General features: G+C 60.2%; 18 protein-coding genes and 1 pseudogene. 15 read left to right on the forward strand and 4 right to left on the reverse strand.

Features of this window, described 5'->3' with window-relative positions:
* Positions 1–96 (forward strand): annotated as a pseudogene (locus tag KGB03_RS24685) (IS110 family transposase); the annotation flags it as partial.
* Positions 97–228: 132 nt separating this feature from the next.
* Here the strand turns inward: KGB03_RS24685 and pssA are convergent.
* The gene (pssA, locus tag KGB03_RS24690) at positions 229–1,572 is read right to left on the reverse strand and encodes a CDP-diacylglycerol--serine O-phosphatidyltransferase (protein WP_223529599.1); all 1,344 of its coding nucleotides are present in this window, start codon (positions 1,570–1,572) and stop codon (positions 229–231) included.
* 217 nt (positions 1,573–1,789) lie between these two features.
* Here pssA and KGB03_RS24695 point away from each other — a divergent pair, with 217 nt between their 5' ends.
* On the forward strand, positions 1,790–2,353 hold the full coding sequence (locus tag KGB03_RS24695; protein WP_008152706.1) for a TetR/AcrR family transcriptional regulator: 564 nt from the start codon (positions 1,790–1,792) through the stop codon (positions 2,351–2,353).
* Between the two features lie 56 nt (positions 2,354–2,409).
* Positions 2,410–2,886: a DUF1348 family protein gene (locus KGB03_RS24700; RefSeq protein ID WP_008152708.1), complete on the forward strand. Its 477-nt coding sequence runs from the start codon at positions 2,410–2,412 to the stop codon at positions 2,884–2,886.
* A 117-nt stretch (positions 2,887–3,003) separates the two neighbouring features.
* Here the strand turns inward: KGB03_RS24700 and sfnG are convergent, their stop codons facing one another.
* A complete protein-coding gene (sfnG, locus tag KGB03_RS24705; protein ID WP_411740348.1) occupies positions 3,004–4,098 on the reverse strand; it encodes a dimethylsulfone monooxygenase SfnG in 1,095 nt (364 codons plus the stop codon).
* A gap of 347 nt (positions 4,099–4,445) precedes the next feature.
* On the opposite strand from sfnG, the gene KGB03_RS24710 reads away from it, so the two are divergent.
* Both KGB03_RS24710 and KGB03_RS24715 read left to right on the forward strand, forming a co-directional pair.
* Positions 4,446–5,684 (forward strand): acyl-CoA dehydrogenase family protein, encoded by a 1,239-nt coding sequence (locus KGB03_RS24710; RefSeq protein WP_223529601.1) that lies wholly within the window; start codon positions 4,446–4,448, stop codon positions 5,682–5,684.
* A 205-nt stretch (positions 5,685–5,889) separates the two neighbouring features.
* Entirely contained in the window at positions 5,890–6,669 is a 780-nt protein-coding gene (locus tag KGB03_RS24715; protein ID WP_192409418.1) for a TSUP family transporter, read from the forward strand.
* Here KGB03_RS24715 and nudC read toward each other — a convergent pair.
* Complete coding sequence (gene nudC / locus KGB03_RS24720; protein ID WP_111451595.1) at positions 6,637–7,467, reverse strand: NAD(+) diphosphatase; 831 nt, start codon at positions 7,465–7,467, stop codon at positions 6,637–6,639. The two genes, KGB03_RS24715 and nudC, sit on opposite strands and share 33 nt — an antisense overlap.
* A 6-nt stretch (positions 7,468–7,473) precedes the next feature.
* A complete protein-coding gene (locus tag KGB03_RS24725) occupies positions 7,474–8,286 on the reverse strand; it encodes a crotonase/enoyl-CoA hydratase family protein (RefSeq protein ID WP_223529603.1) in 813 nt (270 codons plus the stop codon).
* A gap of 562 nt (positions 8,287–8,848) precedes the next feature.
* Here KGB03_RS24725 and glgA point away from each other — a divergent pair.
* From glgA to KGB03_RS24775, 10 genes are all read left to right on the forward strand, one after another.
* On the forward strand, positions 8,849–10,435 hold the full coding sequence (glgA, locus tag KGB03_RS24730) for a glycogen synthase GlgA (RefSeq protein WP_218534672.1): 1,587 nt from the start codon (positions 8,849–8,851) through the stop codon (positions 10,433–10,435).
* Between the two features lie 13 nt (positions 10,436–10,448).
* Positions 10,449–12,248 (forward strand): malto-oligosyltrehalose trehalohydrolase, encoded by a 1,800-nt coding sequence (gene treZ, locus KGB03_RS24735; protein ID WP_223529605.1) that lies wholly within the window; start codon positions 10,449–10,451, stop codon positions 12,246–12,248.
* Positions 12,245–14,323 carry a 4-alpha-glucanotransferase gene (gene malQ / locus KGB03_RS24740; protein ID WP_223529607.1) on the forward strand — a complete coding sequence of 693 codons (2,079 nt, stop codon included), beginning with the start codon at positions 12,245–12,247 and terminating at the stop codon, positions 14,321–14,323. The genes treZ and malQ overlap by 4 nt, the downstream gene beginning before the upstream one ends.
* Positions 14,320–17,106 (forward strand): malto-oligosyltrehalose synthase, encoded by a 2,787-nt coding sequence (locus tag KGB03_RS24745; RefSeq protein ID WP_223529609.1) that lies wholly within the window; start codon positions 14,320–14,322, stop codon positions 17,104–17,106. The genes malQ and KGB03_RS24745 overlap by 4 nt, the downstream gene beginning before the upstream one ends.
* 21 nt (positions 17,107–17,127) lie before the next feature.
* The gene (locus KGB03_RS24750; RefSeq protein WP_223529611.1) at positions 17,128–17,445 is read left to right on the forward strand and encodes a DUF2934 domain-containing protein; all 318 of its coding nucleotides are present in this window, start codon (positions 17,128–17,130) and stop codon (positions 17,443–17,445) included.
* A gap of 114 nt (positions 17,446–17,559) precedes the next feature.
* The gene (gene glgX, locus KGB03_RS24755) at positions 17,560–19,719 is read left to right on the forward strand and encodes a glycogen debranching protein GlgX (protein WP_218534668.1); all 2,160 of its coding nucleotides are present in this window, start codon (positions 17,560–17,562) and stop codon (positions 19,717–19,719) included.
* Positions 19,720–19,874: 155 nt separating this feature from the next.
* Positions 19,875–20,633, forward strand: coding sequence for a PIG-L deacetylase family protein (locus tag KGB03_RS24760; protein WP_111451587.1), 759 nt, complete (start codon positions 19,875–19,877; stop codon positions 20,631–20,633).
* A 147-nt stretch (positions 20,634–20,780) separates the two neighbouring features.
* Positions 20,781–21,581 (forward strand): endonuclease/exonuclease/phosphatase family protein, encoded by an 801-nt coding sequence (locus tag KGB03_RS24765; RefSeq protein ID WP_111451586.1) that lies wholly within the window; start codon positions 20,781–20,783, stop codon positions 21,579–21,581.
* Between the two features lie 286 nt (positions 21,582–21,867).
* Positions 21,868–24,435, forward strand: a complete 2,568-nt coding sequence (locus KGB03_RS24770) for an autotransporter outer membrane beta-barrel domain-containing protein (RefSeq protein WP_223529613.1) — start codon at positions 21,868–21,870, stop codon at positions 24,433–24,435.
* A gap of 324 nt (positions 24,436–24,759) precedes the next feature.
* Positions 24,760–25,833, forward strand: a complete 1,074-nt coding sequence (locus KGB03_RS24775) for an autotransporter outer membrane beta-barrel domain-containing protein (protein WP_218534666.1) — start codon at positions 24,760–24,762, stop codon at positions 25,831–25,833.
* Positions 25,834–25,949: the final 116 nt, after the last annotated feature.

Below are 25,949 nucleotides of genomic sequence, written 5' to 3' on the forward strand. Positions count from 1 at the left end.
ACCACTCAGGCGCTGGTGATGCTGGCTCGCAAGCTTGCTCGGGTGGTATTCGCCTTGCTGAAAGGGCAAAGCGAATATCAGCCAAAAGCCAGTTGAGGGCTTTCCCTCAACCATAGAATCTCCCACAGGGGGTTGTGTCGATCACAAATCCAATATGGGAGCGACGGTGCGGCGATCCGACCTGCTCGCGAAGGCATTTTGGCGGGCGACGCACCTACCCCGCCATGCTCACAAAATCCGATAGAGCAACCGCTCGATCCGCACCCGACTCACGCGCTTGAGAAACTTGGCCACCCCCGCCGGGTATTCCAGCAGCGTTTCCAGTTCCTGGTAACGCTCGATGCGCCGGGTATTCTCGAAAATCTCCGCCAGTTCTTTACGGCGCGGCTCCAACAACTCGCCTTTCGGATCATCGATCAGCAAGGCGTTTTCCAGATCGAGACGGAACGCCCGCGGATTGAGATTGTTGCCGGTCAGCAAGGTGTAGCGCTGATCGACCCACATGCCCTTGAGGTGATAGGTGTTATCGCCGTCACGCCAAAGATGCAGGTTCAACTGGCCGTTGTCGATGCTGCGATGATGACGCTTGGCGAAGCGCCGCAGGCTGATCTCGTAAAGATACGGCAGCGCCGAAATCACCTTGAACGGCTCGCTCGGCGGGATGTAGAAATCGTTGGCCGTCTTGTCGCCGACGATGATGTCGATCTTCACGCCCCGCGCCAGTGCCCGATTGACTTCCCGGGTCACGGGCAGCGGCAGGTTGAAGTAGGGCGTGCAGATGGTCAGGTGATCCTGAGCGCTGGCGATCAATTCGCAAATCACTCGGCTCAACGGGTTGTTCTTGCCGACACCGAGCAATGGGCTGACCGACAAACCGCTCCTTTGCGTGGTGCCTGTCGTGGTGTCGTACGCCGCGTGCTTGAGGCGGCTGCGCAAGTCGCCGATGTCATTGCGCAGGCTGCGGGTGGTCGGCAGGTTCGGCAAATCGAGACGATGCACCGCTTTAGAGGCGATCAGACCGTGCTGGATCAGGTGCTGCATCGAATCGGCCAGGGCGCTGTTATTTAGCAGGTGATAACGGTCGTAGCGGTACTTGTCGAATTTGTGCAGGTAAACGTTGTTCAGGCTCGCGCCGCTGTAGATCACGCAATCGTCGATCACGAAGCCTTTCAAATGCAGCACGCCGAACAGTTCTCGGGTCTGCACGGGAACGCCATACACCGGCACTTCACTGGCTTGAGTACGGGTGGTTTCCTGATACCAGGCCGAGTTGCCCGGCTGCTTGCCGGCGCCGATCAAGCCGCGCTGGGCGCGCAACCAGTCAACCACCACCACCACGTCCAGTTCCGGACGCGCCAGTTTGGCCGCGTGCAAGGCATCGAGAATTTCCTGGCCGGCTTCATCCTGTTGCAGATAGAGCGCAACGATATAGATGCGCCGGGTGGCGCTGGCGATTTTTTCCAGCAGGCACCGGCGAAACTCGGCAGCGCCAGAAAGGATGGTGACGGCATCGGCGGTCAGCGGAAAACTGCGCAGTTTGGGCAGCAGAGAGCGTTTGAAAAGCGACGGCATAGGGCTCGCAAAAAGGTCGAATCCGGAGAACCCGAGAGCTTACACCATGGATTGCCTTGGGTCTTGTGAGTGTCTGTAAAGGCCCCTTCGCGAGCAGGCTCGCTCCCACATTGAAATGCATTCCCCTGTGGGAGCGAGCCTGCTCGCGAAAGCGATTTTTCAGTCAACAAAAAATATCTACTTGACCAAGGAGAACGATCGTTCTACTGTTCGCCACATGAACGAAATAACCAGCAACGACACACGCGACATCATTCTGGATGTCACCGAAAAGTTGATCTACAAAAGTGGCATCGCTGCCACAGGGATGGATCTTCTGGTGAAAACCGCCGGCGTCTCCAGAAAGAGTATTTACCGCTACTTCGCCAACAAGGAGGAGCTTACCGTCGCGGCCCTGCAACGCCGTGATGTGCGCTGGATGCACTGGTACAGAAGCGAAGTCGACCAGGCTGAAACGCCGGCCGACCGCCTGCTCAACCTGTTTACCGTACTCAAGGCCTGGTTCGCCTCGGAAGGCTTCCGTGGCTGTGCATTCATCAATACCAGCGGCGAAACCGGCGACCCGCAAGACCCGGTTCGCCTGGTCGCCAAAGACCACAAACAGAAGCTGCTCGACTACGTGCGCGAGCTCTGCACCGAACATGGCGCCACAGACCCGGAGACGCTGGCCAAACAGCTGCTGATCCTGATCGACGGTGCCATTACCGTGGCGCTTGTCATGGGTGATCACAGTGCCGCCGATAATGCGCAATGCATGGCGCGAAAGTTATTGGACCTGTAACACTTTAACCAAGCCCGACAACTTGCTAGAACTTTACTTTGATAGGGAGACTATTAATGTCTAATGCCGAAGTTCGTCCGCCATTGCCGCCATTCACCCGTGAATCGGCCATCGAAAAAGTACGCCTGGCCGAAGATGGCTGGAACTCCCGCGACCCGGAACGGGTGTCGCTGGCCTACACCCTGGACACCAAATGGCGCAACCGCGCCGAGTTCGCCTACAACCGCGAAGAAGCCAAAGGTTTCCTGACACGTAAATGGGCCAAGGAACTGGATTACCGCCTGATCAAAGAACTTTGGGCCTTTACCGGCAACCGCATCGCCGTGCGTTATGCCTACGAATGGCACGACGACTCGGGCAACTGGTTCCGCTCGTATGGCAACGAAAACTGGGAGTTCGACGAGAACGGTTTGATGGCCAATCGGTTTGCCTGCATCAACGACATGCCGATCAAGGAAAGCGACCGCAAGTTCCATTGGCCGCTGGGGCGTCGGCCTGATGACCATCCAGGCTTGTCCGACCTGGGCCTGTAAACACTGATCCAATGTGGGAGCGGGCTTGCTCGCGAAGGCGGAGTGTCAGTCGACATCATTGTTGCCTGATACACCGCTTTCGCGAGCAAGCCCGCTCCCACACTCGTTTTGTGGTGTTCAGGCGACCGCGGCCTGCTGCCTGGCCGCTGCTTTTGCTTCCAGTTCACGCACCAACGGCAATACCCGCTTGCCGAAATACTCCACTTCTTCCTGGAAGTGCAGAAACCCTGCCAACACCAGGTCCACGCCCACCGCTTTCAGCGCAACGATCCGCTCGGCAATCTGCTGCGGCGTACCAATCAGGTTGGTCTTGAAGCCGTCGTTGTACTGCACCAGATCCTCGAACGTTGACTTGGCCCAGTTGCCCTCGCCCTCAGGTGACGCCCTGCCCGCCTGCTTCGCCGCATCGCCAAACGCATTCACCGCCTCGGGGTCAGCCTGATCGATGATTTGCGCGAGCACGGCTCGCGCTTCTTCTTCGGTGTCGCGGGCAATGACAAACGCGTTCACGCCGACTTTCACCGAATGATTGTTCGCCGCCGCCTTGGCGCGGATGTCATCGACCTGGGCCTTGATGCCTTCCGGGGTGTTGCCGTTGGTGAAGTACCAGTCCGACACCCGTGCCGCCATGTCCCGAGCTGCGCGGGAACTGCCACCCTGGAAGATTTCCGGTTGACCCAGCGGTTTCGGTTTGAGGCTGTAGTTGTCGAAGCGGTAGAAGTCGCCGCGAAAGGTAAAATTGTCCTGGCTCCAGATGCCCTTCAGCGAGCGGATGAATTCTTCGGAGCGGCGATAACGCTCGTCGTGTTCCAGCCAGTGTTCGCCAATCGCCTGGAATTCACCCTTGAACCAGCCACTGACAATGTTCACCGCCACCCGGCCGTTAGTCAGCTGGTCGATGGTTGCCAATTGCTTGGCCGCCAGCGCCGGTTGCCAAGGGCCCGGCAGGATCGCGGCGATCACTTTCAGTTGGGTGGTGGCGGCCAGTAGCGCGTGGCTGAAGGCGACGGATTCGTGCTGGTACTCGGCACCGTAACCGGCGGTGAAGCGGATCTGCGTCAGGGCGTATTCAAACCCCGCCTCTTCGGCCAGTTGCGCCAGTTTGCGGTTGTAGTCGATGCCCCAGTGGGTGCGTTGCTCGATCTTGCTGACCACCAGTCCGCCGCTGACGTTCGGTACCCAGTAGGCAAATTTGACAGCTTGCTGACTCATTGGCATGTCCTCGGGACTTTAGGGATGTCCTGGGGTGAGAGCAGCAACCGTGCCAGCGCCAATCTTGAGGTTTGCCAAGTACTGTGGCGAGGGGGTTTACCCCCGTTGGACTGCGCAGCAGTCCCATTTTTTGGGGCCGCTTCGCAGCCCAACGGGGGTAAACCCCCTCGCCACAAAGTGTGGTGTGTCTGAGGCAAATTGCTGATGCACTGTTGGTCCAGCAACAATTCACTGCGTGCTGACATCCAGTTTCTCCAGCAAATACTGGCTCGCGAGCTTCGGCATGGACCCTGCAATTGCCCCTGGCAGACGCAACACTTTCTACTGCCGCCCCAAGGAGCCGTCCCATGACCGAACACCAGGTAATCAATCCGCTGTCCACTGGCACCGACTACGAAGCGCTGGCCGCAAGGTTCCGGCCGATTTTCCAACGCATCGCCGCCGGTGCCGTTGAGCGCGAACAGTCCCGCAGCCTTCCATACGAACCGATTCAGTGGCTCAAGGACGCCGGATTCGGCGCCGTACGGGTGCCGGTTGAATACGGCGGTGGCGGTGCGTCCCTGCCGCAGTTGTTCGAGCTGCTGATCGAATTGGCCGAAGCCGATTCGAACGTTCCCCAGGCACTGCGCGGGCATTTCGCTTTCGCGGAGGATCGCTTGAACTCGCCACCTGGGCCGGCCCGGGATCTGTGGTTCAAGCGCTTCGTCGACGGTGATATCGCCGGCAATGCCTGGACCGAAATCGGCAGCGTGGCAATTGGCGATGTCATCACCAAAGTTTCGCCTCACGGCGATCAGTGGAGGCTCAACGGCGAGAAGTTCTACAGCACCGGCAGCCTGTTTTCCGACTGGATCGACGTGTACGCGCAACGCAGCGACACCGGCGGCGATGTAATTGCGGCGGTCCGAACCCGCCAGCCGGGCATCGTGCAGAGCGACGACTGGGATGGCTTCGGCCAGCGCACCACCGGCAGCGGCACCTCACGGTTTATCGATGCCGAGGTGGAGGCCGAGAACATCATCGACTTTGCCACCCGCTTCAAATACCAGACCGCGTTTTATCAGTTGGTGCTGCTGGCGACCCTGGCCGGGATCGGCCGTGCGGCGTTGGGCGATGTGGCTCATCAGGTGCGTGAACGCAAACGCATCTACAGCCATGGCAATGCGCAGCAAGTCAGCCAGGATTCGCAGGTGCAGCAAGTGGTCGGTGAGATTACGGCATTGGTGTACGCGGCCGAGGCCAGCGCCTTGAGGGCTGCACAACCGGCGCAACGGGCTTATCTGGCGCGATTCTCGGGTGATGAAGCCTTGGAACAAGAAGCGAATGTCGCGGCGGAAATCGAATCGGCCAAGGCGCAGGTGGTGGTGTCGGAGTTGATCCAGCGAGCGACCACAGCGCTGTTCAATGCACTGGGGGCTTCGGATACTCGGGTGGGTAAATCGCTGGACCGGCACTGGCGCAATGCGCGGACGGTGTCGTCGCACAATCCGGTGATCTACAAGGCGCGGATTGTCGGGGACTGGGCGATCAACGGGACCGAGCCGCCTTTTGTGTGGCAGATCGGCAATGGGCCAAAGGCCGAATGATGTAGCGCCTGGGAGGACGCCTTCGTCGGAACGCCGCCCGGAGCAAGCCCGCTCCCACATTGGATTGATGCCGTACACAAAACCAAATGTGGGAGCGGGCTTGCTCGCGAAGGGGCCGGACGGGTCGCCGCAAAGGGTGGATATGCGTAAGATATCGGCCCTTCCCCGCAGCCCTGTCCTGCACCCCGCCGAATAAGCCGATTCCATGCCTTTCGAACTCAGTGTTGACCTCACCACCCTGGCCATTCTGGCCCTCGTCGCTTTCATTGCCGGTTTCATTGACGCCATTGCCGGCGGTGGTGGTCTGTTGACCACTCCGGCGCTGCTGACCGCAGGCCTGCCACCGCATCTGGTGCTGGGCACCAACAAGCTCAGTTCGACGTTCGGCTCGGCCACCGCCAGTTTCACCTTCTACCGACGCAAGCTGTTCCATCCCAGGCAGTGGATGCACGCCATTGTCGGCACGCTGGTGGGCGCGCTGACCGGTGCCGTGGTCGCTCACTACCTGCCGGCGGAATGGCTGAACAAGATGCTCCCGGTGATTGTTTTCGCCTGCGGCGTCTATCTGTTGTTTGGCGGCACGCCGAAAGCGCCACTGGACAGCGACGCACCGATCAAGAAAAAGTGGCAATCGACCCAAGGCTTCGGCCTGGGTTTTTACGACGGCGTGGCCGGTCCCGGCACGGGCGCGTTCTGGACCGTCAGCACGATGCTGATGTACCCCATCGATCTGGTGAAGGCCAGCGGCGTGGCGCGCAGCATGAACTTCGTCAGCAACATTGCGGCACTGTCGGTGTTCGTGTTTTCGGGGCAAGTGGACTGGATCATCGGCCTGAGCATGGGCCTGTCGGTGATGATCGGGGCGTTCTTCGGGGCTCGCACCGCCATCAGCGGCGGTGCGAAGTTCATTCGCCCGGTGTTCATCACTGTGGTGCTGGGCTTGACCGTGCGGTTAGCCTGGCAACACTGGTTCAGCGTGGCCTAAGCGCCGCGCCACATAGACGTCGATCAGGTAACGGGCAATCGAGCGTGACGCCGGTAACGGCGGCAGCTCATGAACGTTGAACCACTGGGCGTCTTCGATCTCGTCTTCCTGACACACGATCTCGCCACCGGCGTATTCGGCATGGAAACCCAGCATCATCGAATGCGGGAACGGCCAGCACTGGCTGCCCATGTACTGGATGTTCTTGACCTCGATCTGCACTTCTTCGCGGACTTCGCGAATCAGGCAGTCTTCGGCCGATTCGCCCGGTTCGGCAAACCCTGCCAGCGTGCTATAGACCCCGGTGACAAAGCGCGGCGAACGCGCCAGCAGGACTTCATCGCCCCGGGTCACCAGTACGATCATGCTCGGCGAAATCCGCGGGTAACTGCGTAAATCACATGGCTCACAATACATCGCCCGTTCACGGGTCACTTGGGTCATCGCCTGCCCGCAGTTACCGCAAAAGCGGTGTTCGCGGGCCCAGGTGCCGATTTGCGCGGCATAACCGAGCATCCTGTAAACCGTATGGTCGCCTTCGAGCATGAACGCCCGCAGGCCTTTCCAGTTGCAGCCCGGCACCTCGCTGTGACTGCGCAGCTCCAATAAATAGACCGGTTCGCCGTCCAGGTGACCAATGCCATGTTCGGCGAGGATCGACAGGTCCTGGCGCTTGAGCCATTCGCGGGGGAACAGTGCGCCATTGTCATCGAACAGAAAGCCTTCGGGGCTACGCGCCACGGCCCAGCCGCCGGGTTGGTCGGTGTCCAGTACTGCAGTGGTCCAGCGTGAAGTCATTTTTAATCAGTCCAGAAATTCGGGTTTCTGTTTGCTCATATGGGCGGCCATGGCCACGCGCAGATCGGTGGATTGCAGCATGGCGGCGTTCCAGGTGGCGACGTATTCGAGGCCGTCATCGATGCGATGGTCGCGCATGTAGCTGATCATCTCTTTGGTGCCGGTGATCGCAATCGGCGACTTGCTGGCGATCTCGCGGGCTATGCCCATGACACCGTCGAGCAGGCTGGCGGTGTCGCTGTAAACGCGATTGACCAGGCCCATGCCACGCGCTTCCTCGGCACCGAACGTGCGACCAGTGTAAGCCAGTTCACGCAGCATGCCGTCACCGATGATCCGCGGCAAGCGTTGCAAAGTGCCAACATCGGCCGCCATGCCGATGTCGATTTCCTTGATCGAGAATTGTGCATCTTCGGCGGCGTAACGCATGTCACAAGCCGCAATCAAATCAATGGCGCCGCCCAGGCAATAACCCTGAACCGCCGCCAGTACCGGCTTGCGGCAATTGTCGACAGCATTGAAAGACGCTTGCAGGGCGAGGATCTTGCGGCGCAGCAGGCGCGCGTTACGGCCCACGTCCTTGCCCAGTTCATTGGCCACGCCGGCCAGCATCATCAGGTCGATGCCGGAAGAAAAATGCTTGCCCGCACCACTGAGGACCACCACCCGGACTTCGTCGGTGTCATCAATCCACTGGAAAATCTCGATGATCTCACTCCAGAACGCGGCGTTCATCGAATTGATCTTTTCCGGCCGGTTGATCTGCACATGGGCGATCTTATCGGCCAGTTCGACGGTGAACGCAGTGTACTGAGACATGGCAGTGATCCTTTTACCGGGCAGAAAATGAGGTCCGGACTATAACAAGGCAACATGGCCGGCTGTAAGGCAGCGGTTCGGCCAAAGACGGGACTGGTCGCCGCGCACCACAACGGTGCATAAGTATTGCCGCGCCTCGCACATTCATGTGACATCTCGACTTTTTTTTGAGGCAAAAAGTTAAAAAAACATGCCCTTCGTCGGTGCGTTTCCCCCTCCAAGCGGTACGTCCGTACCTCTTTAAACCGATTGTCGAACAATTTTGCCATATGGCCTCCCCCGCTCTAAGTTCTGGCCTAGACTCAGTTCCGCGGGGCAAAACCGACCGGTCACAAAGCGGAAAGAAAGTCGAAACTTTTGCCGGTCGTGACGGGTCAGCTTAAAAGGAGGTGCGTTGCGACTGGTGCAATCCTTGCAACGATCTCTCCAGCCATTCTGCTTCATCGCATTGGCAGCGCTTGCTCACCGATGCGTAGCGCGTTTGCGCCCGGCCACAGGAATTGGCCACGAAATACCGTTTGTGCCAGACCTAAGAATTAGATCAACAACACGGGAGATTCATATGATCAGTGCGGCTTTAGATATTCAGGGAGAACGTGCTCATCAGCAAGTCGGCGAAACGAGCGCCGTGAGTGCCCCCAGTCACCAATCGATCAGCGTCCCCGGCACCAAGACGCTGGCACCGGTGGCGAGTCAGAACCCCAACAAGAAGAAAGTGCTGTTCGTCACCTCGGAGATCGCCGATCTGGTGAAAACCGGTGGTCTGGGCGACGTTTCCGCAGCGCTGCCGCGAGCCATGGCTCATTTGCACGATGTGCGAGTGTTGATCCCCGGTTACCCGCAAGTGCTGCACAGCGAAAATCCGATTCATATCATTGGCGAGCTCGGTGGTCACGCCGCATTGCCTCCCTGCAAGATCGGGCGCATGGACATGCCCGACGGTCTGGTCATTTACGTATTAATCTGCCCCGAACTCTACGAGCGCGAGGGTTCGCCTTACGGCGCCAACAACGGCCGCGACTGGCCGGACAACCACATTCGTTTCGCCCGTCTGGGCCTGGCCGCCGCCGATATCGCCGCCAACCTTGCACAAATTCACTGGTGCCCGGACCTGGTGCACGCCCATGACTGGCCTGCCGGTCTGGCACCCGCTTACATGCACTGGCGTGGACAGCGCACCCCGACGCTGTTCACCATTCATAACCTCGCCTATCAGGGCGTGACCAGTCTTGGGTCGTGCCCGGAACTGGGTATTCCCATGCATGCCTTGCAACAGGAAGGCATGGAGTTCTACGGCAAGATGTCGTTCCTCAAGGCCGGCATGGCTTATTCGAGCCACATCACGACCGTCAGCGCCACCTATGCCCAGGAAATCACCACCCCGGCCTTCGGCTGCGGTCTCGACGGTTTTCTTGCCGCCAAGACCCAGCAAGGTCTGCTCAGTGGTATCCCCAATGGCATCGATGAAAGCTGGGACGCGGCCACCGACCCGCACCTGTTCTGCCCCTTCAAAATTGGCGATTGGGAAGGCAAAGCGGTCAACGCCGCCCACGTGCGTAAGCTGTTCGGCCTGGAAGATTCCGAAGGTCCGCTGTTCGCTGTGGTGTCGCGCCTGGTCTATCAGAAAGGCCTGGACCTGACCGAAGCCGTCTCCGAGTACATCGTCAAATCGGGCGGACAGATCGCGATCATCGGTCGTGGCGAGCCGGAAGAAGAACAAGCCATGCGTGAACTGGCCCTGCGTTTTCCAGGCCAGATCGGCGTGCGCATCGGTTTCAACGAAACCGACGCCCGTCGCATGTTCGCCGGCAGTGATTTCCTGCTGATGCCTTCGCGTTACGAGCCTTGCGGCCTGAGCCAGATGTACGCCCAGCGCTTCGGTTCGTTGCCGGTGGCACGCAACACCGGTGGTTTGGCCGACACCATTGAAAACGGCGTGACCGGTTTCCTGTTCGACGAATCCACGGCTGAAAGTTACGAGGAAGCCCTGAGCCGGGCCTTCAAGGTTTTTGCCTTCCCCGACCTGCTCAATGCCATGCGCTGCCGAGCCATGGCCGCGCCTTTCAACTGGTGCAAGGCAGTCGAACCGTACGCCGAACTCTACGAAAAACTGGTGACCAAGGCGCTGGGCAAATCGGGCAAACATTAAGAGGTTTTCAAAGATGCCGTTACGGACCCTTGAGACCTGGCCCCACGGCGCAATCATGCTGGACGCAGAACACACGCGTTTTGCCTTGTGGGCGCCAGATGCGTTTTACGTCAGTGTCGAACTGGAAGATGGACAGTCCTTGCCACTCCTGCCTCAGGCAGATGGTTGGTTCGTCATCAATACCCGCTGCCCCGCTGGCACGCGTTACCGCTACAACATCGACGGCGAGCTGGAGGTGCCCGACCCGGCCTCCCGCGCGCAGGCCGGTGATATCGACCGCCACAGCGTGGTGGTCGACCCACTTGCCTATCAATGGCAACACAGCGCCTGGCTCGGGCGGCCGTGGAATGAGGCGGTGATCTACGAATTGCACGTCGGTGCGCTCGGCGGCTTCAGCGAAGTCGAGCAGCACCTGGCACGCCTCGTGGAGCTGGGCATCAGCGCGATCGAATTGATGCCGCTGGCGCAGTTCCCCGGTGATCGCAATTGGGGTTACGACGGGGTTCTGCCCTACGCGCCCCAAGCCTCCTACGGCACTCCCGAACAACTCAAACACCTGATCGACACCGCCCACGGCCATGGCCTGGCGGTGATTCTCGACGTGGTTTACAACCACTTCGGCCCGGACGGCAATTACCTGCATCGCTACGCCAAGGGCTTCTTCCGCGAAGACAAGCACACCCCGTGGGGTGCGGCGATCGACTTCCGGCGACGCGAGGTGCGGGACTTCTTCATCGACAATGCGTTGATGTGGTTGCTGGAGTACCGCTTCGATGGCTTGCGCCTGGACGCGGTTCACGCCATCGAAGACCCGGACTTTCTTCGGGAGCTGGCGCAAAAGGTTCGCCAGCAAACCGATCCAGCCAGGCATGTGTGGCTGACCGTTGAAAACGAACACAACCAGGCCAGCCTGCTCGAAGAAGGCTTCGACGCGCAGTGGAACGACGACGGCCACAACGCCTTGCACGTGCTGCTGACCGGCGAAACCGACGCCTATTACGCCGACTACGCGCAAAACCCCACCGAGCAACTGGCGCGCTGCCTGAGTCAGGGCTTCGTGTTTCAGGGCCACGTCACCCGTCACGGTACAACCCGTGGCGAGCCCAGCGGTCATTTGCCGCCGAGTGCTTTCGTGCTGTTTCTGCAAAATCACGACCAGATCGGCAACCGCGCCTTGGGCGAACGATTACATCAATTGGCCAACCCCGATGCGCTCAAGGCCGCCACCGCATTGCTGCTGTTGTCACCGATGATCCCGCTGATGTTCATGGGCGACGAGTTCGCCGCCGAGCAACCGTTCCTGTTCTTCACCAGCCATCACGGTGAACTGGCGGAGTTGGTCCGCGAGGGACGCCGTAACGAGTTTGCAGCGTTCAGCGCGTTTGCTGATCCGCACACACGCGAGCAGATTCCCGACCCCAACGCGCGCCAGACCTTTGAGGCTTCACGCCCCGAGCTGACATCAACCCGACAATCCGCCATGCACGACCTGTATCGCCAACTGTTGCAGATCCGCCATCAGCAGATCATCCCCCGCCTGCCCGGTGCGCAAGCATTGGGCGCCGAGGTGCTGGCCACAGGCGCGGTAACGGCGCGCTGGCGACTGGGCGATGGCAGTCAGCTGCGCATTGACCTGAACCTCGGCGACACGCCTGTGGTCCATACCCCTCAGGCCGACGCTTCATTGTTGTTGTTCGAATACCCGCCACAGTCAGCCGGCCTGTTGGATCAGGGCACGCTTGCCCCGTATTGCGCGCTAGTCAGCCTCATGGCCGCAGCCCCTTTGCTACCCCCGGATGGAGAGCGCCAATGAGCGATGCGCAACTGGAAATACTGGCCAGCCGAGCAGGCCTGGCAGTCGACTGGATCGACGCCAACGGCCGCCCACAGAAAGTCGCTCCATCAGTGTTACGCAACGTCCTTACCGGACTCGGCCACCCGGCCGGCAGCGCTCAGGAAATCGACGCCAGCCTGCAAGAACTGCAGCAGGTGCAACAAACCCGACACCTGCCACCGCTGCTGACCGCAGACTTCGGAGTCGGCCTCAGCCTGGCGCATTACTTTGAGCCCGAAACGCCGTGCGAGATCCACCTTGAAGATGGCTCGCGACTTCATTTAAAACTGGATGCCGAGGCGGTGTTGCCCGGTCTGATCCCGGTCGGTTATCAACACGTCAGCATCGACGGACAGGCATTTACGCTGGCCGTGGCACCGGCTCGCTGCTACAGCGTCGGCGATGCCGTCGACAGCCCGATCCCCCGCGCCTGGGGCCTGAGCGTGCAGCTGTATTCGCTGCGTCGTCCGGGCGATGGCGGTTTCGGCGATACCCAAGCGCTGGAAGACCTGGCCCGGGTGGCCGGCGAACGCGGTGCCGAAGCGCTGGCGATCAGTCCGCTGCATGCGATGTTCGGCAGCGACACCCAGCGTTACAGCCCGTATTCGCCTTCCAGCCGTTTGTTTCTCAACAGCCTGTACGCCGCACCCGGCGCCATCCTGGGCGATCGAGCATTGCGTACCGCGATTGATGCAACCGGCCTGGCGGCAGAACTCAAGCACCTTGAAGCCTCGCCGTTGATTGATTGGCCGGTGGCGGCCGAAGCCAAACATCGTCTGTTGCAGGCCTTATACGAAGGCTTTGTCCAGGGCGACCACCCGCTGCATGCCGACTTCAGCAGCTTCCGCCACGCCGCTGGCGAAGCCCTGGAAAACCACTGCCGCTTTGAAGCCATTCAAGAAGCCCGCGCCGCCAAGGGTGAAAGTCTCGACTGGCGGCATTGGCCCGAGCAATGGCAAAACCCGCGCAGCGCGGCCCTGGCCGAATTCGCCGAAGAGAACGCCGGGCGCATCGGCTTCTTCGCCTTCTGCCAATGGCTGATCACACGCTGCCTGGAACGCGCTCAAACCGCCGCCCGAGGCGCTGGCATGAGCATTGGCCTGATCGCCGATCTGGCGGTGGGTGCCGATGGCGGTGGCAGTCAGGCCTGGAGTCGTCAGGACGAGTTGCTCGCCTCGCTGACCGTGGGTGCACCACCGGACATTCTCAACCGCACCGGTCAGGGCTGGGGGATTTCCGCATTCTCGCCCGAAGGTCTGGTCCGCAACGGCTTTCGTGCCTTCATCGAAATGCTCCGCGCCAATTTTGCCCACGCCGGTGGCCTGCGCATCGATCACGTCATGGGCCTGCAACGGCTGTGGGTGATCCCCAATGGCGCGTCACCCGCCGACGGCGCCTACCTCTATTACCCGGTGGACGACCTGCTGCGTTTGCTGACCCTCGAGTCCCATCGCCATCAGGCCATCGTCCTCGGTGAAGACCTCGGCACCGTGGCTGACGGTCTGCGAGAAAAGCTCATCGCACGCTCGATCCTGGGTATGCGCGTGCTGCTGTTCGAACAGGACAACGCGCACTTCAAGCCGATTCTCGACTGGCCAGACAACGCCCTGGCGACTACCAGCACCCATGACCTGCCGACGCTCAATGGCTGGTGGCATGGCCGCGATATCGACTGGAACGCCCGACTGGGCCTGGTCAACGCCCCGGGTGAAATCGAATGGCGCCATCACCGCGAACGCGAGCGTGAAGGCCTGCGCCGGGTGTTGAGCGAGGACCCGCAGAACTTTCGCGACGAGTCCCATGAAACCGATCAGGTGCTCGACGCCGCGATACGTTTCCTCGGTCATACCCGTGCGCCCTTGGTGTTGCTGCCGCTGGAAGATGCCCTGGGCATCGAGCAGCAGGCCAACTTGCCCGGCACCACCGACACGCACCCCAACTGGTCCCGACGCCTGCCCGGCGACAGTGAAGCCTTGCTCGATGACCCGGACGCCGCCCGACGTCTGGAACTGCTCGCCTGTGCGCGGCTGCAGGCGGCCGAGCGTGACCAATGAAGCAAACGCTTATCCAACCGCTGCGGGCGACCCTGCGGCTGCAGTTCCATAAAGACTTCACGCTGGACGATGCGGTGCCGCTGGTGCCGTACTTCGCCAGCCTCGGCATCAGCCACGTCTATGCGTCACCACTGCTGAGCGCCCGCGCCGGTTCCATGCACGGCTACGACGTCGTGGACCCGACCACGGTCAATCCGGAGCTGGGCGGCGAAGCGGCACTGCGGCGTTTGGTCAGCGCATTGCGCGAGCTGAACATGGGGCTGATCCTCGACATCGTCTCCAACCACATGGCCGTCGGCGGTGGCGATAATCCCTGGTGGCAGGATTTGCTGGAATGGGGACGCCTGAGCCCTTACGGCGAGTTCTTCGATATCCAGTGGCATTCGCCCGACCCGTTGATGGAAGGTCAGTTGTTGCTGCCCTTCCTCGGCAGCGACTACGGCATCGCCTTGCAGGACGGCACCCTGCCCCTGCGTTTCGATGCGCAAAAGGGCGCGTTTTATGTCGCGCACTATGAGCATCACTTCCCGATCTGCCCGACGAATTACGGCGAACTGCTCAGGACCGATGACCCACTGAGCGCCGAATCGCTCAAGTCGCTGGCAGACCGTTTCAGCACCTTGAGCTACCAGACCGACGCTCACAGCCTGGCGATGCCGCTGAAAACAGAGTTGCGTGAACGGGCCAGCGATCCGGCGATTCTGCAGGCCATCCAGCAAAACCTCAGCGCTTACGACTCGCTCACCGCCGAAGGTTTCCAGCGCCTGCACCAGTTGCTTGAACGCCAAAGCTATCGCCTGGCCAGTTGGCGCACGGCGGCAGATGACATCAACTGGCGGCGTTTTTTCGATGTCAACGAACTGGGCGGCCTGCGGGTCGAACGCCCCGCCGTGTTCGAAGCCACCCATGCAAAAATCTTCGAGCTGGTGGCCGAAGGTCTGGTTGACGGTCTGCGCATCGACCACATCGACGGTCTCGCCGACCCTCGGGGTTACTGCCGCAAACTGCGGCGACGGGTCGACAGCCTGTCGCCGGATCGGCACCTGCCGATCTACGTCGAGAAGATCCTCGGCGAAGGTGAAACCCTGCACCGTGACTGGTCGGTGGATGGCACCACGGGTTACGAGTTCATGAATCAGCTGTCGCTGCTGCAACACGCTCCCGAAGGTGCCGACACGTTGGCCGAACTGTGGAATCGCTACAGCGAACGGCCCGCCGATTTCCGTCAGGAAGCGCAATTGGCCCGCCAGCAGATTCTCAACGGTTCCCTCGCCGGAGACTTCGAAAGCGTCGCCCAGGCCCTGTTGCAAGTGGCCCGGGATGACCTGATGACCCGCGACCTGACCCTCGGTGCGATTCGTCGGGCGTTGCAGGAACTGATCGTGCATTTCCCGGTGTACCGCACCTACATCAGCCCCCGTGGGCGTTCGGCTGAAGACGATGTGTTTTTCCAGCAAGCCATGGACGGTGCGAGGCATACCCTCAGCGAGGCCGACTGGCCGGTACTCGATTGCCTGGCCCGCTGGCTGGGCGGTGAATCATGGCGCAAACGTCCGCTGGGCCGGCCGCGCAAGATGCTCAAGCATGCCTGTGTGCGTTTTCAGCAACTGACGTCGCCGGCGGCGGCGAAGGCCGTGGAAGACACCGCGTTCTATCGCTCGGCGACATTGTTGTCGCGCAATGACGTGGGCTTCAGCACCGAACAGTTCAGCGCGCCGGTAGCCGACTTCCATGCGGCTTGCGTCAACCGTCTCGACGAGTTTCCCGATAATTTGCTGGCCACCGCGACCCACGACCACAAACGCGGCGAAGACACCCGCGCGCGCCTGGCGGTGCTGAGCGAGCGCAGTGCCTGGTACGCCGAGCAAGTGCCGCTCTGGCAGGCTCTCGCCCGCCCCCTGCGCGACGACGAGCAGATGCCGACGGCGGGCGATGAGTTGATCCTCTATCAAGCGATCCTCGGCAGCTGGCCGCTCGATTTGCACAGTGACGATCAAGCAGCGCTGGAGAACTACACTCAACGGGTGTGGCAGTGGCAACAGAAAGCCTTGCGCGAAGCCAAGTTGCAAAGCAGCTGGAGCGCGCCGAACGAGGCTTACGAACACGCAGTTCACCAATTCCTGCAACGTCTGCTTCTGAGCCCCGAAGGTGAACCGTTACGCGCGGCCCTCGGCAAGACAGCCAAGAGCATCGCCGTCCCCGGCGCACTCAACGGATTGGCGCAAACCTTGCTGCGCATGACCGTACCGGGGGTGCCGGATCTTTATCAGGGCAACGAGTACTGGGACTTCTCGCTGGTCGATCCGGACAACCGCCGGCCGGTGGATTACGCCAGCCGTCAGCAGTCGATGCAGACGCCCTTGGCACTGCCCGGGCTGTTGGCTGACTGGCGCGACGGGCGCATTAAACAAGCGCTGATCGCTCATGTGTTGAACCTGCGGCTCGAGCACACCGAGCTGTTTCGGCGAGGGACGTATCAAGCCCTTGAAGTCGTCGGCGGCCAGGCTCACAGGGTGCTCGCATTTGCGCGCTCGCTGGAAGGAAAACGCGCCATCGTGATCGTGCCGATACGCTGCGCCGAACTGCTGAAAAACAGTGCCCACCCCCTGATTGACGCGCCGCTGTGGGGCGATACACGGATCAAATTACCGTTCACCGCCCCTGATGAACATTTGAAGGGACTTTTTTCAAGCACAACAGTCACACACCAAAGGGAGCTGAACATCAGCGACGGGCTGGGGGATTTCCCGGTCAATCTATTTATCCAAACTACCCACACTTGAGTTCAGTTCAGGAGCATTTCGATGAGTACTAACGATAAACGCATCCGCGAATTCGCCTATCAGATCTGGGAATCGGAAGGAAAACCCGAGGGCCAGGACGCTCGCCACTGGGAGATGGCCCGCAAACTGGCTGAAGCCGAAGCGCTGGCACCGAGCAAATCGCCAAAAGCCGCTGCCAGCAAAACCGCCGCCACCAAGGCCCCTGCCAGCAAAGCCAATGGCAAGGCGGCGGAGCCAAAAACCAAAGCCAAGCCCGCCACTGCCTCCAAGGTCATCCCGCCGGGCGAGAAAGCCAGCGAGAAAAAGCCTCGAGCAGCGCGTAAGCCGCCCGCTGTCTGACGCCTTTCACCTTTGTCCTGATTGACCTCGTGGCGAGCCTTCTCGCCACCGAGGGCTCGCTCGCCCTCAAAAAAAACCAGAGCCAAGAATTGTCCCCCCTTTGCAGGAGCACCTATGACCAGTCCGAAGAAAGCCGCGCCAGAACCTCAACTCGAGGCCTCGCGAATCCGTGAAGGCTTGCCCTTCCCGCTGGGCGCGACCTGGGATGGCCTGGGGGTCAACTTCGCCTTGTTTTCCGCCAATGCCACCAAGGTCGAGCTGTGCATCTTCGATGATGCCGGCGAGGTCGAACTGGAACGCATCGAACTGCCGGAATACACCGACGAGATCTACCACGGCTACCTGCCCGACGCGCATCCGGGGATGATCTACGGCTATCGTGTCTACGGCCCGTACGACCCGGCGAACGGTCATCGCTTCAACCCCAACAAACTGCTGATCGACCCCTACGCCAAACAACTGGTCGGCCAGTTGAAATGGTCCGAAGCGCTGTTCGGCTACACCATCGGCCACCCCGACGCCGACCTCAGTTTCGATGAGCGCGACAGCGCGCCGTTCGTGCCCAAGTGCAAGGTGATCGACCCCGCCCACACCTGGGGTCACGACCAGCGGGTCAGCGTGCCGTGGGACAAGACCATCATTTATGAGACTCACGTGCGCGGTATCAGCATGCGTCACCCCTCCGTCCCCGAGAATGTGCGCGGCACCTTCGCCGGGTTGATGGTCGATGATGTGCTGGAACACATCCGCAAGCTCGGCGTGTCGACCGTGGAATTGCTGCCGATTCATGCCTTCGTCAACGACCAGCATCTGTTGCACAAAGGCATGACCAATTACTGGGGCTACAACAGCATCGCGTTCTTCGCCCCCGACCCGCGTTACCTGGCCAGCGGCAAGATCGCCGAGTTCAAGGAGATGGTTGCACACCTGCACGAAGCCAATCTTGAAGTGATCCTCGACGTGGTCTACAACCACACCGCCGAGGGCAACGAACAAGGCCCGACCCTGTCCATGCGCGGCATCGACAACGCCTCTTACTACCGCTTGATGCCCGACGACAAGCGCTTCTACATCAACGATTCCGGTACCGGCAACACCCTGGACCTGAGTCACCCGTGCGTGCTGCAAATGGTCACCGACTCCCTGCGCTACTGGGCCTCGGAAATGCACGTGGACGGTTTCCGTTTCGACCTGGCGACCATTCTCGGGCGCTACCACGATGGCTTCGACGAACGTCACAGCTTCCTTGTGGCCTGCCGCCAGGACCCGGTGCTGCGCCAGGTGAAAATGATTGCAGAAGCCTGGGATTGCGGCCCCGGCGGCTATCAGGTCGGTAACTTTCCGCCCGGCTGGGTCGAGTGGAATGACAAATTCCGCGACACCGTGCGTGCGTTCTGGAAAGGCGACGACGGCCAACTGGCGGACTTCGCCAGTCGCATGACCGCCTCCGGCGAGATGTTCAATCAGCGTGGCCGACGGCCGTACGCCTCAGTGAACTTCGTTACCGCCCATGACGGTTTCACCCTGAACGACCTGGTGTCGTACAACGACAAACACAACGAAGCCAACGACGAGAACAATCAGGACGGCAGCAACAACAACCTGTCCTGGAACCACGGCGTCGAAGGCCCGACCGACGATCCCGAGATCAATGAGCTGCGTCAGCGCCAAATGCGCAATTTCTTTGCCACGCTGCTGCTGTCCCAAGGCACGCCGATGCTGGTGGCCGGCGACGAATTCGCCCGCACCCAGGAGGGCAACAACAACGCCTATTGCCAGGACAGCGAGATCGGTTGGGTCAATTGGGACCTGAGCGAAGACGGCAAGGCCCTGCTCAAGTTCGTCAAACGACTGATCAAGTTGCGCCTGGCCTACCCGATCCTGCGTCGCGGCCGGTTCCTGGTGGGCAATTACAACGAGGACATCGGCGTCAAGGATGTCACCTGGCTCGCGCCGGATGGCAGCGAAATGTCCATCGAACAATGGGAGGAAGGCCATGGCCGCTGCCTCGGCATGCTGATGGATGGCCGTGCTCAAGAAACCGGCATTCGCCGCAAAGGTGCTGACGCCACCTTGCTGTTGGTGGTCAACGCGCATCACGACATTGTCAATTTCCTGCTTCCGGAAGTGCCTGATGGCAGTTTCTGGACCTGCATGATCGACACCAATCAACCGTCGATTCGCGGGCAGGAACGCTTCGAGTTCGGGCACGAATATTCGGTCACTGGCCGTTCGCTGCTGCTGTTCGAATTGCAGCGCGAGGAAGAAGAGTGAAATGGACCTTCAGGGATTAGCTGCCGCCCGGATGAAAAAACATGCCGAATAGAACATCGGGGCGACGAATAGCGTGACATGAGCAATACTCTGTTCGCGGCAATCCAGGGTTTGGAGCGCCGCACATTGCTATCAACGAGAACAAGGACGTAGCCATGAAATCCGTCACCATCAGTGAAAGCAGCCTACCCGTACAAATCTGGAACAGCGCTCCGCAACTGGACAACATTCCGGTCATCAGTACTCAGACCCTGGTTCCCGCCGGCGCACGCGCTGTAGTGATTGCCCCACACCCTGGCGATGAAGTCGTGACCTGCGGCGGCCTGCTGCAGTTGCTCAGCGCCCTGGGACATCCCCTGCAATTAATCTCGATGACCGACGGCAGCGCCAGCCATCCGGGCTCGCAACAGTGGTCGGAGAAACGCTTGAGCGTGTTCCGCCCCCAGGAAAGCCTCGAAGCCTTGCGCCGTCTCGGGCTGCCGATGCACAGCCTCAAATGGATTCGCGGTGGCTTCACCGACAACGCGCTGGCTGAACGGGAATTTCAGATGACTCAGTTCATTGCCCGTTATTTACGCCCCGGGGATGTGGTGTTCAGCACCTGGCGCGAGGATGGCATTGTCGACCATGACGCCGTCGGCCGGGCCAGCGTCAAGGCCGCGGCCATGGTCGGGGCGGCGTTCAACGAAGTACCGGTCTGGGCCTGGCACTGGCCAACGCGTGATCGAGGGCTCATCCCGTGGCATCGCGCACGCAAGGTTCGCCTGGACACCTGGACCGTCGCGCGCAAAAGCCACGCCACCCACGCCTATGCCAGCCAGCTCGACGGCGAGCCCGCCATCGGCCTCGCCCCGCTGCTGCCCCCGGTGCTTCTGGAACGGATACGGTTGCCGTACGAAATTGTCTTCGTCTGACGCAGCGCTGGCAGCAGCCTGTAGCAGCTGTCGCAAGCTCGACAGCTGCTACATTTTGGTATGAAGGCTGCTTACGACGAATCACTCTGAACTGCCCGCCGCTGTATCAGTCGCATACATAACCCGTCCTGATTCAGAGGAGTGAACGTGACCAGTGATTCCAAGTGGCAGGCCGTCGAATCATCTCCGTTGAACACGCCCCCGGCGATTCATCGGCTGAGAGTGCTGACGGTCAACACCCACAAGGGTTTTACCGCACTCAACCGACGTTTCATTCTCCCGGAACTGCGTGAAGCGGTACGCAGCACGTCGGCGGACCTGGTGTTTCTGCAGGAAGTCGTCGGAGAACACGACCGCCATTCCACTCGCTACAACGATTGGCCGCAGACCTCACAATACGAGTTCCTGGCCGACAGCATGTGGAGCGACTTCGCCTACGGTCGTAACGCGGTCTACCCCAATGGTCACCACGGCAATGCCCTGTTATCGAAGTACCCGATCCGCGAACACCGTAACCTCGACGTCTCGATCACCGGCCCAGAACGCCGCGGCCTGCTGCATTGCGTACTGGATGTGCCGGGGCACACTGAAGTGCATGCGATCTGCGTGCACTTGAGTCTGTTGGAAAGCCATCGACAGTTGCAGCTCCAGCTACTGTGCCAACTGCTCGAATCCTTGCCCGATGATGCACCGGTGATTATCGCCGGCGACTTCAACGACTGGCAGCTGCAAGGCAATACCGCCCTCGCCCGACGCGACTATCTGCATGAAGCCTTCGAGCGTCACCTCGGTCGCCCGGCGAAAACCTATCCGGCGCGCTTTCCGCTGCTGCGCCTGGATCGGATTTATCTGCGCAATGCCAGCAGTCATGAGCCGCGAATACTGGGCCACAAGCCCTGGACGCATTTGTCGGATCACTTGCCGTTGGCGGTGGAAGTGCATCTTTGAAACGCCCATTAGCTTCGTTGAATACCAGACCCGGATAGCAAATTTGCTGCCCTACCTGTTATTTATGACAGTAGCGCCTTTCACCCGCTGTTGTTACGGTGCGCATGCCCGTACCCGCTGCATGTACGGACATACAACCGTAGCAGCCAACGTTGCCGAAGGTTTTCCAGTTCGGGGACTTGTATTACCGATGTCGTCTCGCCATTCGCGCTGCCAAGGACGTCTGAAACTTTTTCACTCATGACGAGTGAAGGTATCGGGCGTCGATCGATGCGTGGAGACGAGCATGATATTTTCGACAGAACTGCCCAAGTACCGTTACTCAGCCTACGCCGTTTCTCTCTGGCTATGTATCGGCGGGTCCCAGACCGCCCAGGCGGCCTGTACGCTCATACCGACCGCCGGCAACGACAACTACGTGTGCGACAGCGCCAGCAGTGGCCCACGGACCGACTTATCGGGCAACAACACCCTGACCTTTCCCGCCAATGGCACCGGCACCATCAATGGCAACGTAACCTTCGGCGCGGGTGTCGACCGGGTGTTCATGGGTTCAGGCACCATCGTGGGCGTACTCGATCAGGGCGACGGTGCCAATATTCTGCGAATCGACAACGGGCAGATTACCGGCGAAGTCCATCAGCACAGCGGCATCGACACCTTCATCATGAATGGCGGGAGTATTCAGTCCCTGGCGCAGGGCGATGGTTTCGACCAATTCCTGATGACCGGCGGCACGATTGTCGGTGGCTTTGAAGATGGTGACTTTGCGCAGATGACGGGTGGCACGATCGGTCGCGTCGACATGAAACTCGACGACAACACTTTCAACATGTCCGGCGGGCAGATCCTCGGCAACCTGGTGACCGGTTTCGGCACCGATACCATCATCGTGTCCGCCGGGCGAATTGGCGGCAACGTCAGTGTCAGCGGTGGCAACGACAGCATCACGGTGACGGGTGGCGAAATCGTCGGCGAGGTCCGCGCCAGTGCCGGCAACGACACGTTGCTGTGGAACGGTGGCGGCATCATCCGCTCGGCCATCCTTATGGGCGTCGGCAACGACAGCGCCACCTTGGGCAATCTCGGCGAAAGCACCCTTGTCCTCACCCCGAGCATCGACGGTGGAAACGGCACAGACCTGCTGACCTTCGATCACACCACTTCATCGGGCGCGGCCCGGTACATCAACTGGGAAACGGTCAACCTGAACAATGGTTCACAGTTCGATCTGGCCGGCAATTTTGTAGTGGGTGACGGTGCCAGCGGCACCGGTGTGTTCAATATCGATGGCAGCAGCACGCTGACGTCAAGCCAGGGCAGCATCACGCCATTCACCGCCGGCCAGCGTGCAACCTTGAACAACGCCGGGCGGATCGACCTCAGCAGCGGTAATACCCGCACCAATGACACCCTGACCGTGCAAGGCAATTACGCGGGTAACGGCGGCCAGTTGCTGTTGCAAAGCGTGGTGGGAGACGACAACGCCCCCAGCGACAAACTGGTGGTAAACGATGGGACGTTGACCGGCGGCACATTGATCACGGTCACCAATCTGGGCGGAACCGGCGGGTTGACGCGACAGAACGGTATTGAGTTGGTGCAGGCTCAAGGCACTGCTGTCAGCGCCCCCGATGCGTTTGCGCTCAAAGGTCCGGTCTCTGCGGGTGCATTCGATTACTACCTGTTCAAGGGTGGCGTTACCGCAGGCAGCGAAAACAGCTGGTATTTGCGCTCTGCCGTTGTGGCCCCCGCCACCGTCACCCTCCCAAACCCGGATCCGGCCTTGCCACCGATTGTCGTCCCGGTTACCGCAACGCCGGTGGCCGCACTCGCTCCCGCCGGCAGTCCACCGCTCCCGGTTTTACCGGCAGCCGTACCGGGCGCGGCACCGATTGCGCTGTACCGCCCCGAGGTTCCGACCTGGTCGGTACTACCACCCGCTGCCGCGCAACTGACCCTGAATGCACTAGGCACTTTCCATGATCGCCAAGGCGATCAGCACCTGCTCAACGAAACCGGGGCCTTTGGCGCTGGCTGGGGTCGGGTCTACGGCAAGAACGTCGATCAGACCTGGGTCGGCACCGTAACGCCAAGGCTCGACGGTTCGCTCAGCGGTTTCCAGGTGGGTAACGATGTGTACAGTTCACAGACTTCCAATGGACAGACCCAGCGTACTGGTTTTTTTGTCGGGCATACGCGTTTGCAGGGCGATGTCGACGGTTTCAACCAAGGTTTTGAAGGCAAGCGCGCTGGCAAAGTGGAACTTGAGGGCGACAGTTATGGCGTGTACTGGACGTTGACCGACCCCAAGGGCTGGTACGTCGACACCGTCATCATGGGCACCCGGCTCGACGGTGACAGCCACTCCGAACGCGGCCTCAAACTGGATAACCGAGGCCACGCCTTGACTGTTTCGGCGGAAACCGGCTATCCGCTTCAAGTGACGGGTAACTGGGTGGTTGAACCCCAGGTGCAGGTCATCCATCAAAAAGTCTCGCTGGACAGCCAGGACGACGGAATTTCTCACGTCTCATTCGACTCCGACGGTGCCTGGACCGGTCGCCTCGGCGCTCGACTCAAAGGCCGCTACCAAGTCAGTGGACGACCACTGGAACCTTATGTACGAGCCAATCTGTGGCACACCCTTTCCGGTACCGACTCGGTAACCTTCGACGGCGCGGACCGGATAGATACCCAGCAAAAATCTTCATCGGTCGACCTCGGAGTCGGGGTTGTGCTTAGCCTCGCGAAAACCGTGAGCGTGTATGGCGGAGTCGACTACACCCGCAATATCGACAGTAATCAGCTGCGCGCAACGGCTGCAAATTTCGGTGTAAGAGTGAGTTGGTAGACCGGTAGCCCACTATCAAAAGTGCTCTGGGACGCGGCTTTTTTGACGATTTTCCGAACAAACAAGAACTTAGATGTGCGGCAAAAATCAATCACTTGCAAGCTCTAAAATACAGCTACCATTTATCGGCCATTTTCTTGACGCGATGTCAAGGGTCTTCTTAGCTACACGTTACTACCCCCGGAAATACACCAGGGGCAAACCCCAAGACACCCGCAAAATCGGGCGGCCAGAGGCTTGCCCCAATACATTCGGTCGCCCCTCATTCGGGTAGGAGAGAGACGCCAGAGCGAGATACCGCATGCGATTGCAAGGCAGACCTCCATGAAAACTTCATTCACCCAACAAGAGATCAAAGTAACTTTTTGCACTGTCTCGAGCTCACTTCTTCTGTGCTCGTCCATGGAAGTACTGGCAGGGCCGGCAGAGAATGAAACCACGCCTTGGTACCGTCAGGATGTTCCGGTCATGACCTTACCCTCCGTCACTTTGACCGACCCCTACTCCGGCCACTTCAGCGCCGCCTCCGATACACGAAGTTCACACCTGACCATCGAGGGCGCTACACCTTCGGCCTGGGATCAGATGTATGGACTGGCTTCGCGGCAGGCGCAAACCGATGTTCTGGCTCAGGGGTTTGCTGTCCCTGGCAGCAGCGAATTCAAAGGTCCGGCGATCCTGACGCTGCAAAGCGATAGCGGTCATATCCAACGGCTCGGGCTGGTCGGCGGCATGACTCAGTTACAAAGCAATAGCAACGGACTGCTGACCGGTCGCGCCCTTGCTGACCCCAGCCACGACACTCTCAACCTCGAAGGCCAGAGCCTCGGCGCTTACTGGAGTTTGACCGGGCCCCAAGGCTGGCACGTGGACTTGACGGCCAGCGGCGGCCGGGTCAACGGCTATACCCGCAATGATCAAGGCGCCCGACTGGCGACCGAGGGCAACGCGGTGACGCTGTCGGTGGAAGGTGGTTTCCCCATTGGTCTGAGCGATAACTGGGTCGTTGAACCCCAGGCGCAATTAATCAATCAACGCATTACCCTGGACACCCCGTATGCCGGCTCAGGCAATGCCTCGTCCGGCGATCTGACGTCCTGGAGCGGCCGGGTCGGTGCGCGGTTGAAAGGTAGTTACGACATCAACGGCCTGGGGGTCGAACCCTATGTGCGAACCAACGTGTGGCATACGGTGTACACCAGCGATACCGTGAACCTCGATCAGGTCGAGAAGATCAGCAGCAGCCGCTACTCATCGACCGTCGAAGTGGGTTTGGGCCTGGTGGCCAGAGTGACGCCCACCGTGAGTCTTTACGTCAGCGCCGACTACAGCAGTGATGTGGATGGCAATGATTTGAACGGGTTGATTGGGAGTTTGGGTGTGCGGATGCGGTGGTGAGTGTTTCAGTTCAAGAAATTGATTGTTCGGGCTGACGCCTTCGCGAGCAAGCCCGCTCTCACATTGGATTGATGTCGTACACAAAACCAATGTGGGAGCGGGCTTGCTCGCGAAGG

Source organism: Pseudomonas sp. BF-B-26 (assembly GCF_019956495.1).
In the GTDB taxonomy this organism is placed as follows: domain Bacteria; phylum Pseudomonadota; class Gammaproteobacteria; order Pseudomonadales; family Pseudomonadaceae; genus Aquipseudomonas.